At 68.4% G+C, this 17,801-nt stretch carries 16 protein-coding genes; 8 read left to right on the forward strand and 8 right to left on the reverse strand.

Going from position 1 to position 17,801, the window contains the following annotated elements; translation table 11 throughout:
* The first annotated feature begins 39 nt into the window (after positions 1 to 39).
* A complete protein-coding gene (locus H7J86_RS26785) occupies positions 40 to 1,242 on the forward strand; it encodes an acyl-CoA dehydrogenase family protein (protein ID WP_267294697.1) in 1,203 nt (400 codons plus the stop codon).
* Positions 1,243 to 1,311: 69 nt separating this feature from the next.
* Positions 1,312 to 2,649: an LLM class flavin-dependent oxidoreductase gene (locus H7J86_RS26790; protein ID WP_267294699.1), complete on the forward strand. Its 1,338-nt coding sequence runs from the start codon at positions 1,312 to 1,314 to the stop codon at positions 2,647 to 2,649.
* A gap of 11 nt (positions 2,650 to 2,660) precedes the next feature.
* On the opposite strand, the gene H7J86_RS26795 is transcribed toward H7J86_RS26790, so the two are convergent.
* Positions 2,661 to 5,276: an AAA family ATPase gene (locus tag H7J86_RS26795; protein ID WP_267294701.1), complete on the reverse strand. Its 2,616-nt coding sequence runs from the start codon at positions 5,274 to 5,276 to the stop codon at positions 2,661 to 2,663.
* Entirely contained in the window at positions 5,273 to 6,418 is a 1,146-nt protein-coding gene (locus tag H7J86_RS26800) for a metallophosphoesterase family protein (protein WP_090364004.1), read from the reverse strand. The genes H7J86_RS26795 and H7J86_RS26800 overlap by 4 nt, the downstream gene beginning before the upstream one ends.
* Before the next feature lie 79 nt (positions 6,419 to 6,497).
* On the opposite strand from H7J86_RS26800, the gene H7J86_RS26805 reads away from it, so the two are divergent.
* Positions 6,498 to 6,989, forward strand: coding sequence for a SixA phosphatase family protein (locus H7J86_RS26805; protein ID WP_267294703.1), 492 nt, complete (start codon positions 6,498 to 6,500; stop codon positions 6,987 to 6,989).
* A 6-nt stretch (positions 6,990 to 6,995) separates the two neighbouring features.
* On the opposite strand, the gene H7J86_RS26810 is transcribed toward H7J86_RS26805, so the two are convergent.
* Together H7J86_RS26810 and H7J86_RS26815 are read right to left on the reverse strand one after the other, a co-directional pair.
* Entirely contained in the window at positions 6,996 to 7,508 is a 513-nt protein-coding gene (locus tag H7J86_RS26810; protein WP_372517336.1) for a DUF3558 domain-containing protein, read from the reverse strand.
* A 29-nt stretch (positions 7,509 to 7,537) separates the two neighbouring features.
* Positions 7,538 to 8,068 (reverse strand): DUF3558 domain-containing protein, encoded by a 531-nt coding sequence (locus H7J86_RS26815; protein ID WP_372517340.1) that lies wholly within the window; start codon positions 8,066 to 8,068, stop codon positions 7,538 to 7,540.
* Positions 8,069 to 8,230: 162 nt separating this feature from the next.
* Between H7J86_RS26815 and H7J86_RS26820 the strand changes: the two genes are divergently transcribed.
* Positions 8,231 to 9,955, forward strand: a complete 1,725-nt coding sequence (locus H7J86_RS26820) for an ABC transporter ATP-binding protein (RefSeq protein ID WP_170847490.1) — start codon at positions 8,231 to 8,233, stop codon at positions 9,953 to 9,955.
* Positions 9,952 to 11,838 (forward strand): ABC transporter ATP-binding protein, encoded by a 1,887-nt coding sequence (locus H7J86_RS26825; protein WP_267294707.1) that lies wholly within the window; start codon positions 9,952 to 9,954, stop codon positions 11,836 to 11,838. Before H7J86_RS26820 ends, H7J86_RS26825 begins: the two co-directional genes overlap by 4 nt.
* A gap of 21 nt (positions 11,839 to 11,859) precedes the next feature.
* Here H7J86_RS26825 and abmR read toward each other — a convergent pair whose 3' ends face one another.
* Both abmR and H7J86_RS26835 read right to left on the reverse strand, forming a co-directional pair.
* Positions 11,860 to 12,393 carry an ATP-binding transcription factor AbmR gene (gene abmR / locus H7J86_RS26830; protein WP_090364012.1) on the reverse strand — a complete coding sequence of 178 codons (534 nt, stop codon included), beginning with the start codon at positions 12,391 to 12,393 and terminating at the stop codon, positions 11,860 to 11,862.
* Between the two features lie 71 nt (positions 12,394 to 12,464).
* Positions 12,465 to 12,668: a hypothetical protein gene (locus H7J86_RS26835; RefSeq protein ID WP_187096551.1), complete on the reverse strand. Its 204-nt coding sequence runs from the start codon at positions 12,666 to 12,668 to the stop codon at positions 12,465 to 12,467.
* Between the two features lie 67 nt (positions 12,669 to 12,735).
* On the opposite strand from H7J86_RS26835, the gene H7J86_RS26840 reads away from it, so the two are divergent.
* Entirely contained in the window at positions 12,736 to 13,587 is an 852-nt protein-coding gene (locus H7J86_RS26840) for an AIM24 family protein (RefSeq protein ID WP_267294709.1), read from the forward strand.
* A gap of 7 nt (positions 13,588 to 13,594) precedes the next feature.
* Here H7J86_RS26840 and H7J86_RS26845 read toward each other — a convergent pair whose 3' ends face one another.
* A complete protein-coding gene (locus H7J86_RS26845; RefSeq protein WP_267294711.1) occupies positions 13,595 to 14,188 on the reverse strand; it encodes a DUF305 domain-containing protein in 594 nt (197 codons plus the stop codon).
* Positions 14,189 to 14,257: 69 nt separating this feature from the next.
* Between H7J86_RS26845 and H7J86_RS26850 the strand changes: the two genes are divergently transcribed.
* Together H7J86_RS26850 and H7J86_RS26855 are read left to right on the forward strand one after the other, a co-directional pair.
* Positions 14,258 to 14,473 carry a cation transporter gene (locus tag H7J86_RS26850; RefSeq protein ID WP_090364018.1) on the forward strand — a complete coding sequence of 72 codons (216 nt, stop codon included), beginning with the start codon at positions 14,258 to 14,260 and terminating at the stop codon, positions 14,471 to 14,473.
* Entirely contained in the window at positions 14,470 to 16,671 is a 2,202-nt protein-coding gene (locus H7J86_RS26855; protein ID WP_267294713.1) for a heavy metal translocating P-type ATPase, read from the forward strand. Before H7J86_RS26850 ends, H7J86_RS26855 begins: the two co-directional genes overlap by 4 nt.
* Here the strand turns inward: H7J86_RS26855 and H7J86_RS26860 are convergent.
* Positions 16,657 to 17,766, reverse strand: a complete 1,110-nt coding sequence (locus H7J86_RS26860) for an adenylate/guanylate cyclase domain-containing protein (protein ID WP_235683375.1) — start codon at positions 17,764 to 17,766, stop codon at positions 16,657 to 16,659. The genes H7J86_RS26855 and H7J86_RS26860 overlap by 15 nt on opposite strands.
* Positions 17,767 to 17,801: the final 35 nt, after the last annotated feature.

A 17,801-nucleotide genomic window follows, 5' to 3' on the forward strand; every position in this document is an offset into this window, starting at 1 on the left:
AGTGCGCCCCGGCGGGCCCGCTCAGTACAACTGGTTGACATGACCACCGTGGAAAACACCTCCCGAATCCTGCCCGGATCACCCGAATGGACCGAGCTGCTCACCCGCATCGGCGCAGGCGCCAAGGACCGAGACCGTAACGACGAGAATCCTTTTGACCAGGTGGCCGCCCTCAAACGGGCCGGCTTCGGCACGCTGCGCGTGCCAACCGAGCTCGGTGGTGCGGGATTGACTGTCCCGCAACTTTTTTCCGCGGTCATCGATGTCGCTCGTGCTGATCCGATTGTTGCCCACATCTTCCGGGCGCACTTCTGGTTCGTCGAGGAGCGGCTGCGCGGTGACGACCGGCGCTGGCTGGACAAGGTCATCGCGGGCAAGACCTTCGGCAACGCCTTCAGCGAGAAGGGCAGTCTGGCGGTGGGCAGCCTGGTGTTCAACACCCGGCTGCTGCCGGCGCCGGGTGGTGGCTTCCGCCTGGACGGCGAGAAGTACTACAGCACCGGCACCCTGTTCTCGGACTATCTGACCGCCACCGCGACCACCGACCACGACTCGGTGGCCACCGTGGTGGTGCCCGCCGACCGGGCCGGCGTCAAGCTGATCGACGACTGGGACGGCTTCGGCCAGCGCCGCACGGGTACCGGCACCACGACGTTCAGCGGGGTCACCGTCGCCGCCGACGAGGTACTCAGCGACACCCCGTACGACGCCGAACCATCCCCCACCGTGCAGTACGCCTCGCTGCAGCTCTACATCCACGCCATCGTGGCCGGGATCCTGGAGTCCGTGGTCGACGACGGGGTGACGCTGCTGCGGTCACGGGAGCGCAGCTTCAGCCACGCGGTGGCCGAGAAGCCCACCGAGGACCCGCTGCTGCAGCGTCAGCTCGGCGAGTTGGCCAGCACCGCCTATATCGCGCGGACCGCGGTGCTCGACGCCGCCGCCGCCATCGCGGCCGCCGATGCGTCGGCGGTCAACGGTGTCCCCGACGCCGAGCTGGCCGCGGAAGCTCAGCTCAAGGCGGCCAAGGTCAAGGTGCATCTCGACGATGTCGCCCCGGAGGCCGCCACCCGGCTGCTGGAGCTCGGCGGTGCCAGCGCGGCCAGCCGGGCCCGCAACCTGGACCGGCACTGGCGCAACATCCGCACCATCACCCTGCACAACCCGGTGGGCCTGAAGGCGCGCGCCATCGGGCAGAACCTGCTGCACGGCACCCCCGTCCCGGCCAACGCCTACTTCTGACCAGTGATTTCGGCGCGCTTACCCGCGGTGATCGCGGGTAAGCGCGCCGAAATCGCATAGGAGACCACCATGACCAAGCAACTGCACCTCGGCGGCTTCCAGATCGCTTCGCAGGTCACCCACAGCCACGCCGCCTGGCGCCATCCCGGCAGCGACACCTCATTCACCACCCCGGAGTACTACCACCGGATCGGGCGGATCCTGGAGCGCGGCAAGTTCGACTTCGTCTTCTTCGCCGACCTGCTGGCCGCCCCGGCCCGCTACGGCCGCGATATCAGCGAGCCGCTGCGCCGGGGCACCCAGGCCACCGCCACTCTGGATCCGTCCCTCGTGGCGGCCACCATCGGCGCCGTCACCTCCAAGCTCGGTGTGGCGATCACCAAGTCCGCCACGTACTTCCATCCCTATGAACTGGCGCGCATCTTCGCCAGCCTAGACCACCTCACCCGCGGGCGGGTGGCCTGGAACATCGTCACCTCCCTGACGCAGAGCGAGGCGCAGAACTTCGGCCACGACAATCACCTCGATCACGAGTTCCGCTACGAGCGGGCCGAGGAGTTCGTGCGCACCGCGATCGAGTTGTGGTCCAGCTGGGATCCCGACGCCCTGGTGCTGGACAAGGAGACCGGGGTGTTCGCCGACCCGGGTCGGATTCGTCGCATTGACCACGACGGGCAGTACTTCAAGAGCCGCGGCCCGCTCAACGTGCCCCGCTCCCCGCAGGGACGCCCGGTGCTGATCCAGGCCGGATCGTCGAACACGGGCCGCGATTTCGCCGCCCGCTGGGCCGAGGCGATCTTCGAGATCGACCCCACTCCCGAGGGCCGGCGGGCGTACTACGACGACATCAAGTCGCGGGCAACCAATTTCGGCCGAAACCCGGACGATGTGCTGATCTTCCCCGCGTTCATCCCGTTCATCGGTGAGACGGAGTCGATCGCCCGGGAGAAACAGGCCTTCCACAACGAGCTGGCCGACCCGATCTCCGGGCTGATCACCCTGAGCGTGCACACCGACCACGACTTCTCCCAGTACGACCTGGACGCACCGGTGGAGGACGTGCAGGTGACCGGCACCCAGGGCCTGTTCGACACCGCGCGGCGGGTGGCCAACCGCGACAACCTGACGTTGCGCGATATCGGCAAGTGGTACGCCCAGGGTGTGCTGCTGCCCCAGTACGTCGGTACCGCCTCGCAGGTGGCCGATCAGATCGAGGAGTCGTTCACCGCGGGAGAGGCCGACGGTTTCATGGTGTCGGCGGCTCAAAGCCCGGGCACCTTCAACGATTTCGTCGACTATGTGGTGCCGGAGTTGCAGCGCCGCGGTCTGTTCAGAACCGAGTACCAGGGTGATACGCTGCGCGACCACCTGGGGCTGAGCTCAGTAGACGATCGCGTCGCGGTCTAACGCCGTAGGGCTCACGCGGACAGTTCGATGACGTGCGAGTCGGCGATACCGGCGTACCGCTCCGGATCACAGGTCAGCACGATGACCTGACCGTCGCCACCCACGGCGTCGAACACCGCGGCCATCTTCGTCAGCCGGTCCGGATCACTGAAACCCAAGGCGTCGTCGATGACCACCGGCACGGTGTCCTCCTTGGCGACCAGCGAGGCGCACGCCAACCTGGCCACGATCCCGATCTGTTCCTTGGCGCCGCCGGACAGCGATTCGTAGCCCACCGTGCGGCCGCCCACCGTACGGCTGCAGATGCGCAGTGAGCTGTCGATCTCGACCTCGAAGTCCGCGCCGAAGACCATCCGGCCCAATCGCTCGATCTCCCCGCGAAACGGCTCGATATAGCGCAACCGCGCCGACTCGCGGTGCCGCGCCATGACCGAGCGCAGGAGTTCAGCGGCCCGCGCCCGACGCTCGATGCGCTGGTACTCCGAAAATGCGTGCTCGCGTTCGGATTCGGCCGTGTCCAGGGCGCCCTTGCGGCCTTCTGTGCCGTACAGCCGCAGCGCGGTCGCGATATCGGCGAGCGCGGTGGCGGCCGCGACCCGGTCCCGCTCTGCCGCGTGCGCGGCGGCGGTGGCCTCGGCCAGTGCCGCGGTGACCAGGTCCGGGTGCGCCGCAGCGAGCTCCGCGTCGAGGGTGGCCACGGCGGCGGCCGCGCTCCGCGCGTGTTCGGCATCGGCTTCGGCACGCTGTCGTAGCGCCTCGTCGGTGGCCACCACGCGCTCGCCGGCCAGTCGTTCGGCGGCGGCGGTCAACTCGGCCTGTGCGGTGCCCAGCTTCTCCCGCAGCACACTCGCCGCGACCGTCGCCTCGTTGAGGCGGGTGGCCAGCCGGGCCACCAGGCCGCGTAGTTCCTGGGCGTCACGATCGGCCGCACGGGCCGCCGTCAGCGCCGCGTCGAGTTCGGCCCTGGCGGCGTCCAGATCCCCGTCGGGGTGCGATCCCCCCTCGCACAGGACGCGGTGCCGCGTGCGCAGCTGTTCCACCGTCTCGTCACCGGTCAGCGCATCCACCGTGGCGCGCAACCGGTCCCGGGTCGCGGTGCACGCTGCCCGCCGTGCGTGCAGAGTGCGGGCGGTGGCCGCATCAGCAGCATCGCATCGGTGCAGCACCTCGGCCAGCGCCTGACGGGCCGCGTCGAGCACGGCGGCGGTGTCCACCGCGTCCGCACCGGGTACCACCCGGGCCGACAGCACCCCGGCGATCTCGATATCGGTCGGTGCGGCGACGCCGGCGGACCACTGCTGCCCGGCGGCGAGCACCGTGGTCTGGTCCCCGGACCGCAACTCGATATCGGCCAGCGCGACGAGTTCCACATGGGCGGAAGCGAGTTCGGCCCGGTCGGCTGCGCGTTCCACGGCCCGCTCGGCGGCCTCCACCTCCCGCAACAACGCATCGGTGATGGTGATGGACGCCAGTTCGGCGCCGACCCGCTCGAGCTCACCGGTGGCGGCGTCGATACGCGCCAGCTTGCCTGCCAGCCGGGCCGCCTCATCACGGGCGGCCAGCGCGGCCACCGCACCCCGGGCAGCCTCCACGCGCGTCCGAGTGCCCTCGGCCGCGGCCTCGCCGGCGATCGCCGCCTGTTCGGCGGCCGCATGCTCATCCCGGGCTGTGGCCTGGGCGCGGGCGGACTCCGCCGCGACAGAGATCAATTCTGCTGCAGCAAAAGATCTTTCGTCGATCTCGCCGCGAAGACGATCCCGCTCGGCGACCGCAGCCGCCGAGCCGCCGCGCTTGGCTTCGGCCGCCGCGGCGACCAGAGCCGCCTTGTCCCGCTCGGCGGTGAGCCGCTCGACGGCGGCCGCCACCTCCCGCGCCTGCGCCAGCCGCACCTGGGCGGCGTCGCGCTGCGCGGCACGTTCGGCCACGGTGGTCGTCAGCACCGCATGGCGGTTGACCGCGTCGTCGACCTCGGCCACCGCGGCGGCACGTGCGGCCACCTCCGCATCGGCGTCCCGCAACCGCTGGATGGCCGCGGCCCACACGCCGGTCGGGCGGCCGGTCTGGGTGAAATAGGTCAGGTACTCGGCGTCGATGCGGTCGATCAGCAGCGGATCGGAATCTGTGCCGCCGGTGTCATCCCCGGCTCCGGCGGCCACGTCGAGCGCGCGCGAGAGCGCATCACAGCCCGACAGATCCACCGGCGCGGTGGCGGTCGCCTGCAGGACCCGCTGCGCCTGCCACAGCGCCGTGTCCACGGTCTCGTCCAGCATGGCCAGCACGCGTTCGTGCGCCTCGTCACCGGTGAGCTGTTCACGGCGCGGGGACAGCACGGTCAGCTCCGTCTCGGCACGCTTGTGGAACCGCTTGCGATAGATGAAACGGTAAGGACCGGTGGAGATTTCGGCGATGACCTCCGAACCCACATCGGCGTGGGTGGGCTTGACCGCCTTGACCTCTTTCTTGGTGGAGCGGTCCTTGGACATCAGCAGCAGGTCGAGCGCCTCGATCATCGAGGACTTGCCGATCTCGTTGGCACCGCTGATCACCACGACACCGCGGTCCGGGAAGTCGATATCGCGGTGGGCCACCCCACGGTAGTTGGTCAGTGTCAGGCGGTGCAGTTTCATGCGACGCGCCCTTCGGCGAGCCGCAGCAGCAGCCCGAGGGCCGAGCGGGCGTCGTCGGCGTCGGCACCGTCGGCCCGTGCGGTGGCCATCAACTCCTGCACCGCGCCGGCGGCGAAACCGCCGATCGACAGATCGTCGAACTCGCCGTCGGCGGGGATCACCGCGATATCGGTGTGCCGCTCCCACAACCGCAGCGAGGCGAACAGCCGCGCATACCGGTCCAGGCAGGCATCCAGCTTCGCCTTGTCGGTGACGGTGAGCGAACCCTTGAGCACCAGCCGCACGACGGTGCGGTCCTTGTCCGGCAACTGGTCCAGGTTGATGTCCAGACTGGCGATATCGCGGTCGTCGTCCACCTCGTGGCGCAGGGTGATGAATCGCCACCGACCGATATGCCGCGAGGTCACCTGCACCTGCGCCTCGTCGAGATCGACGATGAGCACATGCCCCGGATCGGATTCCACGTCGTCATAGTTGGTGACCTCCGGAGAGCCGGAGTACCAGATGCGTCCCGTGTCACCGACCCGGGTGCGGGAGTGCTTGTCCCCCAACGCGACATAGTGCACCGCGCCACGGTCGAGTGCGTCGTTCAGAGCGGCCAGCCGAATCAACGACGGCTTGGCCGGGTCCGGGTCCAGCACGTCCACGCCACCGTGCGCGACGAGCACCCGCAGCGTCCCGTCAGCGGGCAGCGACTGCAGCACCGCGCCGGCCAGGTCGGTGGTCGGCGCCTTGGACCGCCATGGCGCGGCCACGATCTCCAGACCGGGACGGACCTCGAAGACGCCGTCGCGGTCCAGCACGGTGACATTGTCGGGCCGTTCCGCGAGGAACAGGGCGCTGGTGTAGACGGAGCCGGCATCCAGCGGATCGTGGTTGCCCGGCAGCAGGTAGACCGGAACCCCGATGGCGCGCATGGCTTCCAGCGATTTGCTGACCTCGGCGGGCGCGAGCTGGTTGTGCTCGAACACGTCACCGGCCACCACCACGAACTCGGCCCCGGTCTCACCGGCCAGCGCACCGAGCCCCGCCACGGCCTCCCGACGGGCTGCGGAGTAGCGCGGCTGTGCTTCCGAGCCACCGGCTCCGAGGAAGTGCCGCGTCATACCGAGCTGCCAGTCGGCGGTGTGGAGGAAACGCATGACGGGAAGTCTAGGTTCGACCGCCGACAAGTCCCGGGATGCGCCTCGGCTCGCCGTTGCGGAACCGTACGGTGGCTCTATGCGAACCCTCATCTTGTTGCGGCACGGCAAGTCGGACTATCCGACCGGGGTGTCCGACCACGACCGTCCGCTGGCCCCGCGCGGCATTCGGGAGAGCGCGCTGGCCGGGGACTGGCTGCGCGCGCACGCACCCCGGATCGACGCGGTGCTGTGTTCCACCGCGACGCGGACGCGGCAGACGCTGGCCCGCACCGGCATCGACGCACCGGTGACGTTCGTCGATCGCCTCTACGACTCCAGCCCGGGCATCGTCCTCGCCGAGATCAACGAGGTCGCAGAAGATCTCGGCACCCTGCTGGTCGTCGGGCACGAGCCGGTGCTCTCCGCGCTGGCGTTGGGGCTGGCCGGGCAGGCCAGCTCCGCGGAGGCCGTCGAGACCATCGAGCAGAAGTTCCCCACGTCGGCGATCGCGGTACTGCAGGTCCACACGCCGTGGAGTGCGCTGGAACTGGGCGGCGCCCAGCTGGTCACCGTGCACGTACCCCGGTAGCGGTGGTCAGGAGCTGGTGGCCAGCGTCAGTTCCATCAGCTTCAGCGCCATCGAGCAGGCGTCGATACCCGGCGTCTGCGGGTTCACCCACCAGCCGACCACCCCGCTGGCATCGCTGGCGACCCCGCACGCGCCGTTGGCCGCCGGGTTCTTCATCACGATGGACGGCACACCGGCCACCGCGCGATTCTCAACCTGGTACTTCAGCTTGTCCGCGACCTGCTTCTCGTTGTCCAGGCTGCCCTGCTCGAACCAGAACCGGGTGATGTCGATCAGGCCCGCAGGATTGGCGGCCTGCCAGCGGCAGACCGCACCGACGAAGGTGCTCTGGATGTCCAGCGGATCCGCCCCGACCGTCTTGGCCAGGATGTCCTCGGTGAGGACGTCGCATTCCTTCAGCAGGTTCGGGTAGGTCTTCTGCGAATCGTTGTTGCGCGGCACATCGCCCGAACCGGCCTTCACCGCCGTCCCGTCCACCGTCGAGGAGCAACCGGCCAGCAACGCGACCACTGAAGCCATAGTGGCCAGCGCAGTGAAAACCCGGCGGCTCATTTGGCGTTCACAATCGATTGCCGGGTCAGTTCCTTGGCCACCTCACACGCGTCCGGATAGGGCTTCTCGGCGAAGCTGACGGACCACTCGATGAAATCGTCGTCGAACTGGATACCGATCTCACACAAGCTCTTGCCCAGCACGGGGTCCTCCCCGACCGCGATGAAACCGCTGCGTCCCTCGATGGTGATGTCGTCGACGCTGGCGCGGGACAGTTCCTCGGTCTTGCGCTCGCGACCGATGGGGCTGCCGCGGAAGCTGGTGAAGGAGAAGTGCGGGCCGACGATGCCGCCACCGGCCAGCCACTGGCACCCCACCGAATTGCGCGCGGTGTTGACCAGACCGGTCACCTTGGTCAACTGCGCGACCGTCTGGTCGCTGACGCCGCCGCACTCGGGGAAGATCGGACCGTGCTTGGCCTGCGGCGCCGAGGCCGTACTGGAAGGCACCTGAGGCGAGCTCGGGCTGTCCGAGTTGGAGCAGGCGGCAACCAAAGGGAGCGCGGCCGCGGCGGTCACAAGGACCAATGTCTTCGCGGGACCGCTGAATCGGCGGTGGCCTCGTCTGGGCGTCACGACATGCACTGTAGCGGCAGCCTGGCGCAGAACCACCGACATGCGCACTGACCTGCCTTTTCGTGTCCCATGCCGAAGATCGGCGAACACAGGGCGGTATGCGACAGTAACCAGATGCTCTTGGCGTTGCTGCGACGGTACGTGCGGCCCTACCGCGGGTTGCTCATCGTCGTGGCGACGCTTCAGGTGATCAGCACTCTCGCGTCGCTGTATCTGCCGACGATCAACGCCGACATCATCGATCAGGGTGTGGCCAAGGGCGACACCCCGGCGATCGTCCGCCTCGGCGGCGTGATGCTCGGGGTGACCGCCCTGCAGGTGGTGTGCGCGGTGGGCGCGGTGTTCTTCGGCTCCCGGGCCAGTGTCGGCTTCGGCCGCGACCTGCGGTCGTCGATCTTTCGTCATGTGCTCGGCTTCTCGTCCACCGAGACGGCCCGGTTCGGCGCCCCGACGTTGCTGACCCGGACCACCAATGACGTCCAGCAGATCCAGCTGCTGGTGCAGATGACCTCCACCATGCTCATCACCGCACCGATCATGGGTGTCGGCGGTATCGCGATGGCGGTGCACCAGGACGCCGGCCTGTCCTGGCTGCTGTTGATCAGTGTGCCGGTGCTGGCGCTGGCCAACTATCTCGTGATCAGGCATCTGCTGCCGATCTTCCGCTCCATGCAACGCCTCATCGACGGGATCAACCGGGTGCTGCGCGAGCAGATGGCCGGTATCCGGGTGGTGCGGGCCTTCGCCCGGGAATCGCTGGAGCGCAGCAGGTTCGACGAGGCCAACCGCGCGCTGGCGGACACCGCGATCACCGCCGGACGGTGGCAGGCCGTGATGCTGCCGGTGACCACCCTGGTGATCAACGTGTCCAGCGTCGCACTGATCTGGTTCGGCGGGCACCGCATCGACGCCGGGCAGATGCAGGTCGGTTCGCTGATCGCGTTCCTGGCCTATTTCATGCAGATCCTGATGGCGGTACTGCTGGCCACCCTGCTGCTGGTGCTGTTGCCCCGCGCGTCGGCGTGCGCGGAACGCATCACCGAGGTGTTGGGCACCCATCCACAGATCACCGACCCCGCGCATCCGGTGCGCGTCGACACACTCCGCGGCGAAGTCACCCTGCGCGGGGCCACCTTCAGTTACCCGGGCGCGGACCGACCTGTCGTGCAGGGGGTTTCGCTGACCGCCCGGCCGGGCACCGTGACGGCCATCGTCGGCAGCACCGGATCGGGCAAATCGACACTGGTGTCGCTCATCGCCCGCCAGTACGACGTCACCGCCGGCGCGGTGCTGGTCGACGGACTCGACATCCGGGACTACGGCACCGAAACCCTGTGGTCGGCAATCGGGTTGGTGCCCCAGCGCGGCTACCTTTTCACCGGGACGATCGCCGACAACCTGCGCTACGGGCGCAGTGACGCCACCGAGGACGATATGTGGACCGCGTTACGGGTCGCCGCCGCCGACGATTTCGTCCGGGCCGACCCCGACGGCCTGCAGATGCGGGTCGCCCAGGGCGGCATCAACTTCTCCGGCGGTCAGCGGCAGCGGCTGGCCATCGCGCGGGCGGTGATCCGGCGGCCCGCGGTGTACCTGTTCGACGATGCCTTCTCCGCGCTGGACGTACGCACCGATGCACGGGTGCGGGCGGCGCTGCGCGAAGCGTCGGCGGATGCGACGGTGATCATCGTGTCGCAGCGGATTTCCACCGTGGCCGGTGCCGATCAGGTGATCGTCATCGACGCCGGACGGGTGGTCGGCACGGGCACGCACTCCTCGCTGCTGCAAGACTGCCCGCCCTACGCCGAGTTCGTCGACTCCCAGTCGGTGACCACATGACCAGACCCATGCGCGGTATGCCGCAACCACCGGCCGCCCGGTCCAGGGATTTCACCGGTTCCGCGATCCGCTTGGTGAAGAGACTGACACCGCTGCGCGGGATGACGGCGGCGGTGATCGCGCTGGGCGTGTGTGGGATCGCGATCGGGGTGATCGGTCCGCGGATTCTCGGCCACGCCACCGACCTGCTGTTCAACGGGGTCATCGGGCGTGGACTCCCCGCCGGGATCAGCAAGGAACAGGCGATCGAGGCGGCCCGGGCCAGGGGTGACAACACGTTCGCCGATCTGCTCTCGGGCATGAACGTGATACCCGGCCATGGTGTGGACTTCGCCGCGGTGGGGCGCACCCTGCTGCTCGCCCTGGGGCTGTATCTCGTTGCCGCACTGGTGGTCTGGGTCCAGGCCAGAATTCTCAACGTCGTCGTGCAAAGAACCATCGCCACGCTGCGCACCGATATCGAGAACAAGGTGCACCGGCTGCCACTGTCCTATGTGGATGCCCGCCAGCGTGGTGAACTGCTCAGCCGGGTGACCAATGACGTCGACAATGTGCAGTCCTCGCTGGCGATGTCGATCAGTCAGTTGCTCACCGCCGCGCTGACGATCATCGCCGTGCTGGTGATGATGCTGACCATCTCACCGCTGCTGGCCCTGCTGACCGTGCTGACGGTGCCGCTGTCGCTGCTGGCAACGCGGGCCATCACCCGCCGTTCGCAGAAGCTGTTCGTCGCGCAGTGGACGAACACCGGCCGGCTCAACGCCCACATCGAGGAAACCTACAGCGGTTTCACCATCGTCAAGACCTACGGCCACCGTGACCACGCCTGCGCGCAGTTCGCCGAGTTCAACGACGATGTCTACCGCTCCAGCACCGGCGCGCAGTTCCTGTCCGGCCTCGTGGGGCCGGCCACCACGTTCATCGGCAACCTCAGTTATGTGGCCGTGGCGGTAGTCGGCGGCGTCCAGGTGGCGACCGGCCAGATCACTCTGGGCAGCATCCAGGCGTTCATTCAGTACGTGCGCCAGTTCAACCAGCCGCTGACCCAGGTGGCCGCCATGTACAACACCCTGCAGTCCGGGATCGCGAGCGCGGAGCGGATCTTCGATGTCCTGGATGCCCCCGAAGAGGCTCCCGATCCCCCGCCGCCGCCGGTGACACCCACCGCCGGCCGGGTGGAATTCGACCGGGTCACCTTCGGCTACCGGCCCCGCACCCCGGTGCTGCACGACCTCTCGCTGGTCGCCGAGCCCGGGACCACGGTCGCCATCGTCGGGCCGACCGGCGCGGGCAAGACCACCCTGGTGAACCTGCTGATGCGGTTCTACGACGTGGACTCGGGCCGGATCCTGCTGGACGGCACCGATATCACGTCGATGCCACGGGCGATGCTGCGTTCGCGGATCGGCATGGTGCTGCAGGACACCTGGCTGTTCGGCGCCAGCATCTACGACAACATCGCCTACGGCCGCCCCGGCGCCGGACCGGACGAGGTGCACGACGCCGCCCGCGCCGCTTTTGTCGACCGGTTCGTGGCCGGCCTGCCCGACGGCTACGACACCAGGGTCGGCGATGACGGTGGCCGTCTCAGCGCCGGCGAGAAACAGCTGATCACCATCGCACGCGCGGTGCTGGCCCGCCCGCAGTTGCTGATTCTCGACGAGGCGACCAGCTCCGTGGACACCCGTACCGAACTGCTCATCCAGCAGGCACTGGCCGAGTTGCGCAGGGACCGGACCAGTTTCATCATCGCCCACCGGCTGTCGACCATCCGCGAAGCCGACCGGATCGTGGTGATCGAGGACGGCCGCATCGTGGAGCAGGGCACCCACGCCGACCTGCTGGACCGCCGCGGCGAGTACTGGGCATTGAGTCAGATGTAGCCCCGGTCGCGGCCGCCGGGACTAGAGCCCCGGTCCCTCGGCCCGCAGATCGTCCACCGCCGTCATCGCCGTACGCAGCTTGGACAGCCATTCGTCGGTGTGCTCACCGACCAGACGTACCGACCAGGCCAGCGCGTCAGATCGGGACCGGGCCACACCGGCGTCGACCAGGGTGTCCAGCACCTGACGCTCGGGCTGGCGCAGCCGCGTCATGACCGGTACCGCCAAGTGGGTGAACAGGATTCGCTCCTCGCCTGCCCGGACGCCCCAGGAGACCTTGCGCCCGAAGCGATCCTGCGCCTCGTCGGCGATCCGCATGCGTTCGCCGCGGGTCTCCTCGCGGAACTTCGCGGCGCGACCCGACAGCCGCGATGTGCTCTCCTCGCCGTCGGTATCGGGCAACCGGCCGATGACGGTGATCTCTTCGCGGTCGACCACGACGTCCGGATCGCCGGCGAACCAGCCGTCGGGCAGCCGCCCGGCGAACCAGTCGGCGGCTTCTGCGGCGTCACGCGGGGCACGATGCCCGTGATCTCGATGATGATGTGTCTTCATGATTACATGATTACACCGTTACAAAGGCCGGTGGGCGCAGTTCACCGACAGTGAACAGCGCGGCTGTTCACCTACCGCTTGAGCAGCACTGCCGCACCGCCGGCCAGCACCAGGGCCACCAACAGCAGCCCGGCCCACCCGGCACCGGCCAGCCACCACACGGCGGCGACGGCGATGACCGCCGGCGATACGAGAAACAGCACCATGCCCGGGTGTTGCCTGGCGACCGCCAGGGCACTCTTGGCCCGCACCCGATCGAGCTCGTCTCCTGCCATGAACAAAGAATGCCAGCCTAAGGTGGCTCTAGCACGTGCCGAATTCTGGGGAATTTGAGGAGATACGGTGAGCGGTCAGTGGCTCAGAGATCCCGAGGGCCGGTTCGAATACCGGTGGTGGGACGGACAGAAGTGGACCGATCAGGTCTCACATCAAGGACAGGTGCACGCCGCGCCGTTGGGCGCGCCGCCCGTGCAACAGCAGCAGCCTGCACCACCGCAGCCGGTGACGCCCGCTGCCGGCGACGGATTCACCGGTATCACCGGCGATCTGGTCGACGGACGGTTCAGCGAGAAGGAATCGGCCGCCGTCGCCAACCAGAACAAGAAGTTGCTGCGCGTACGCGTCGGTGAACCGTTCCTGGCGCGCCAAGGTGCGATGGTGGCCTACCAGGGCAATGTCGAGTTCAACTACGAGGGCGGCGGCGCCGGGAAGTTCCTCAAGAAGGCCCTGACCGGTGAGGGCCTGCCCTTGATGCGGGTCGCCGGCCAGGGCGATGTGTTCCTGGCCGAGCAGTCCTTCGATGTGCACCTGCTGCACCTGAACAACTCCGGCTTGTCGATCAGCGGCAAGAACGTGCTGGCCTTCTCATCGAGCCTGGACTGGAACATCGAGCGGGTCAAAGGCGGCAGCATCGCCACCGGTGGCCTGTTCAACACGACACTCCGCGGCACCGGCTGGGTGGCCCTGACCACCGATGGGCCGCCGGTGGTGCTCAACGCCGCCGAGGCGCCGACCTTCGCCGACACCAATGCGGTGGTGGCATGGTCGGCCAACCTGCAGACCTCGCTGAAGACCAGCTTCAAGGCGAGCGCGCTGATCGGGCGCGGCTCCGGCGAGGCGCTGCAGGTGGCTTTCGCCGGTCAGGGTTTCGTGATCGTCCAGCCGTCGGAGGGCATCACCGTCCCGGTGCAGTGACCGGTCGCTACAGCGTCTGGAGGATCGCCTTCATGGTGTCGATCTCCTTCTGCTGAGTTTCGACGATGGCGTGGGACAACTCGATCGCCGGGCCGTACTGCCCGGTGGCGATCTCGTCCTGAGCCATGGTGATCGCACCCTCGTGGTGCGCGATCATCTGGGTGACGTAGAGCTTGGCGGCTTCCGGGCCGGGGGCGTTGCGCAGCGCCTCGATGTCCTTCTCGGAGACCATGCCCTGCATCGAATCATGGTTCATCGGCGCCGTCGCCGGGCTGCCCCAGGACGTGAGCCAGCCCTGCATCTGCTGTATTTCGGGGGCCTGCGCGGCCTTGATCTCAGTGGCGAGCTGAACCACCCGGGGGTCGACGCCCTGCTTGGCCAGCAGGATGTCGCTCATCTGCACCGCCTGGGTGTGGTGCGGAATCATCATCTGGGCGAACATCACGTCGGCATCGTCATGGGTGGTGGCATCCGCACCGGCCGACGCCGAACTGGGGTGGTCATGGTCGGCGTTGCCGTCGTGGCTCGTCGCACTGGGCTGGCTGCTACAGCCCGCCAGCACCGCAACCGCTGCCGCGATCACTGCCGCTGTCTTCTTCATATCTCTCCTCACATCGCTGGGCCGGACGTGACCATTTACCCATACCCCCTACCGGTATATCATGGGGGCATGAACATCGTTCTCAATGTCGAGGGTATGAGCTGCGGCCACTGCGTCTCGGCCATCACCGCCGCGGTACAGCCGCTGCCCGGCGTCACCGGAGTCGAGGTCGACCTCGGCGCCGGCACCGTCACCGTCTCCGGCACACCCGACACCTACCCCGATCGCAAAGCCGTGACCGCCGCCATCGAGGACTGCGGATACGACGTCCCGAGTGCGGCATGAGCACCCTCACCCTCGACGTCGGCGGGATGACGTGTGCCTCCTGCGCAGCGCGAATCGAGAAGCGACTCAATCGGATCGACGGGGTTCACGCCACCGTGAACTTCGCCACCGAGCAGGCCCGCGTCGACTTCCCCGACACCGTCAGCCCCGACGATCTGGTCGCGGCCGTCGAGTCGACGGGCTACTCCGCCACAGTGCCGTCTCCGGAGCCGGTGGCCGCCCCCGAACGTGACGAGTCCACCGAATGGCGGCAACGGCTGCTGATCAGCGCCGCCCTGAGCGTGCCGGTGGTGGCACTGTCGATGATCCCCGCACTGCAGTTCACCAACTGGCAGTGGCTGGCCTTCACGCTGGCGTCACCGGTGGTGGTGTGGGGCGCCTGGCCGTTCCACCGGGCCGCGTGGACCAATCTGCGGCACGGCGCCGCCACCATGGACACGCTCATCTCGGTGGGCGTCAGCGCCGCATACCTCTGGTCGGTATGGGCTCTGTTCTTCACCCATACCGGGATGCCGGGTATGAAGATGCCCTTCGAGTGGGTGTCCCGCGGCGGTGCGCCGCACCTGTACCTCGAAGTGGCGGCCGCCGTCACGACGTTCCTGCTCACCGGGCGGTACTTCGAGGCGCGGGCCAAGCGCACCTCCGGGGCGGCGCTACGGGCCCTGCTGGATATGGGCGCCAAGGATGTCGCGGTGCTGCGCGACGGGACGAGCGAGGTCCGGATCCCGACCTCACAACTGGCGGTCGGCGATGTGTTCGTCGTGCGCCCCGGCGAGAAGATCGCCACCGACGGCACGGTCACCGCAGGCACGTCGGCCGTCGATGCGTCGATGCTGACCGGCGAGCCGGTGCCTGTCGAGGTGGGTCCGGGCGACACAGTGGTCGGGGCGACCGTCAACGTCGGTGGACGGCTCGAGGTGCGGGCCACCCACATCGGTTCGGACACCCAGCTGGCCCAGATGGCCCGGTTGGTCAGCGAAGCGCAGAGCGGTAAGGCCGACGTGCAGCGGCTGGCGGATCGGGTGTCGGCGGTCTTCGTGCCGATCGTGATCGGGTTGGCCCTGCTGACCTTGGCGGGCTGGTTGCTGATCGGCAGCTCGGTGGCCGCTGCCTTCACCGCCGCCGTCGCGGTGCTCATCATCGCCTGCCCGTGCGCGCTGGGACTGGCCACGCCGACCGCACTGCTCGTCGGTACCGGCCGGGGTGCGCAGTTGGGCATCCTCATCAAGGGCCCGCAGGTGCTGGAGTCCACCCGCCGCGTGGACACCGTGGTGCTGGACAAGACCGGCACCGTCACGACGGGCCGGATGTCGGTGGTCGCGGTACACGTAGCCGATGGCGAATCCGAGGCCGAAATCGTCCGGCTGGCAGGCGCTCTCGAGCATGCCTCCGAGCATCCGATCGCCCGCGCGATCGCCGAGCACGCCGGCGGAACACTGCCGCCGGTGGACGGGTTCGAAAATCACGGCGGACGCGGGGTGACCGGCGTCGTCGACGATCGGGCGGTGGCCGCGGGCCGGCTGTCCTGGCTGTCCGAGGAGTGGGCCATGACGGTGCCGGCCGATCTGCGTTCGGCCGCCGAGGCGGCCGAAACCCAGGGCCGCACCCCGGTGTGGTTCGCCGCCGACGGACGTGTCCGCGCGGTCATCATCGTCTCCGACACCATCAAGGACACCGCGGCCGAGGCGATCGCCCAGTTCCGGGCTCTCGGCCTGACTCCGGTCCTGCTGACCGGCGACAACCGTGGCGCCGCCGAAGCCGTTGCCGCACAACTGGGTATCGAGCAGGTGGTGGCCGAGGTGCTGCCCGCCGGCAAGGTGGCCGAGATCAAGCGGCTGCAGGCCGGCGGTGCGGTGGTGGCGATGGTGGGCGACGGCGTGAACGATGCCGCCGCGCTGGCGCAGGCCGATCTGGGTCTGGCGATGGGCACCGGCACCGATGTCGCCATCGAGGCCTCGGACCTGACGCTGGTGCGCGGCGATCTGCGCGCCGCCGCCGACGCGATCAGGTTGTCCCGAGCCACCCTTCGCACCATCAAGGGCAACCTGTTCTGGGCGTTCGCCTACAACGTGGCCGCGCTGCCGTTGGCTGCGCTGGGATTGCTGAACCCGTTGATCGCCGGCGCGGCGATGGCGTTCAGCTCGGTGTTCGTGGTGACGAACAGCCTACGGCTGCGCCGGTTTTCACCTGTTCGGTAGCCGAGCCCGGAACAGTTTGGTGTCATCCTTGATGCCCTTGAGTCGCCGTGCACCGGCGAAGGACCACTCGAACCCGGTATCGTCGCCGATGGCGTCGCGGGCGGCCTCGGAGACCAGCACAGAACCCGGCCGTGCGACGCCGGTGATTCGGCTGGCCAGGTTGACCGGGCTGCCGAACCAGTCCCCGCCCCGGCTGACCGCCATACCGGTGGCCACGCCGGCACGCAGACGCAGGAAATCCTCGCCTGCCTCGGTCGCGTCGACCAGTGCCAGCATCGCGACCAGCAGCGGCACCGGGTCCGGACTGACCAGCATCACGGCATCGCCGATCGACTTGATGAACCGCACCGGTGGCACGACCACGTCGTAGGTCAAGTCGACCAGGCGGCGCGCCAGGTCCTCCAACTCCTCGGGCGGCACCGCCTCGCCGAGTCGGGTGAAGCCGACCAAATCGGCGAAGGCCACCGCCACCGGCCGGGCGCCGGGTAGCGGCAGCCCCTTGGCGCGTTCCCCTGCCGTCACCGCCTCGGTCTCCATGGTATGGCGCAACTGCAGCCGAAGCATGTCCTGGATCATCGGCCCGAGCAGCGGATCAGCTTGGCGCAGCAGGGCTTCGGAGGCCTTGGCGATCTCCAGTTCGGTGGCGCCGGCGGCCATCATCGCCGAGAGTGCGGTGAACCGAATGGCTTCTGCCGTCTTGGCCAGACCGTCGGCGATGACCCTGATCACCGCCACGATGCGCTCCTCATCGAAGCCCAGATCCATGAACTTGACGACATACGAGGTGATGTCACCGTCGATCGCGGGGTGGACCCGCGCGTCGGGATCGTCGGACTGCGGTAACCCGATGGCGCGCTGGATCCGTCGCAGCAGATCGAGATCGATCCCGGTCGACTCGCAGATCTCACGCGCCGACACCAGCGTGCCGTCATCCCCGAGTACCCGTCGTGACGCCAGGAGCAGCGGTGAGTACGCATCGCGGATCTGGCCGGTGGTGATGCCCTGCTCCAGCAGCCACTCGATCAGCTCGGCACGCTCGGCCCGCGCGTCCCCCTCGAGCCCGTCGAGTAGGTCGGCGATGTCTGGAGAGTCCACGACGTCAACGTAGCGGTACGGGATCGTCGGTGTGG

It is taken from the genome of Mycobacterium hackensackense, assembly GCF_025822555.1.
In the GTDB taxonomy this organism is placed as follows: domain Bacteria; phylum Actinomycetota; class Actinomycetes; order Mycobacteriales; family Mycobacteriaceae; genus Mycobacterium; species Mycobacterium fluoranthenivorans.

Excerpts from the sequence above, each read along its gene's own strand:
- H7J86_RS26785 (WP_267294697.1), top strand. The coding sequence starts at position 40 with ATGACCACCGTGGAAAACACCTCCCGAATCCTGCCCGGATCACCCGAA.
- H7J86_RS26790 (WP_267294699.1), top strand. The coding sequence starts at position 1,312 with ATGACCAAGCAACTGCACCTCGGCGGCTTCCAGATCGCTTCGCAGGTC.
- H7J86_RS26795 (WP_267294701.1), bottom strand. The coding sequence starts at position 5,276 with ATGAAACTGCACCGCCTGACACTGACCAACTACCGTGGGGTGGCCCAC.
- H7J86_RS26800 (WP_090364004.1), bottom strand. The coding sequence starts at position 6,418 with ATGCGTTTCCTCCACACCGCCGACTGGCAGCTCGGTATGACGCGGCAC.
- H7J86_RS26805 (WP_267294703.1), top strand. The coding sequence starts at position 6,498 with ATGCGAACCCTCATCTTGTTGCGGCACGGCAAGTCGGACTATCCGACC.
- H7J86_RS26810 (WP_372517336.1), bottom strand. The coding sequence starts at position 7,508 with ATGGCTTCAGTGGTCGCGTTGCTGGCCGGTTGCTCCTCGACGGTGGAC.
- H7J86_RS26820 (WP_170847490.1), top strand. The coding sequence starts at position 8,231 with ATGCTCTTGGCGTTGCTGCGACGGTACGTGCGGCCCTACCGCGGGTTG.
- H7J86_RS26825 (WP_267294707.1), top strand. The coding sequence starts at position 9,952 with ATGACCAGACCCATGCGCGGTATGCCGCAACCACCGGCCGCCCGGTCC.
- abmR (WP_090364012.1), bottom strand. The coding sequence starts at position 12,393 with ATGAAGACACATCATCATCGAGATCACGGGCATCGTGCCCCGCGTGAC.
- H7J86_RS26835 (WP_187096551.1), bottom strand. The coding sequence starts at position 12,668 with ATGGCAGGAGACGAGCTCGATCGGGTGCGGGCCAAGAGTGCCCTGGCG.
- H7J86_RS26845 (WP_267294711.1), bottom strand. The coding sequence starts at position 14,188 with ATGAAGAAGACAGCGGCAGTGATCGCGGCAGCGGTTGCGGTGCTGGCG.
- H7J86_RS26850 (WP_090364018.1), top strand. The coding sequence starts at position 14,258 with ATGAACATCGTTCTCAATGTCGAGGGTATGAGCTGCGGCCACTGCGTC.
- H7J86_RS26855 (WP_267294713.1), top strand. The coding sequence starts at position 14,470 with ATGAGCACCCTCACCCTCGACGTCGGCGGGATGACGTGTGCCTCCTGC.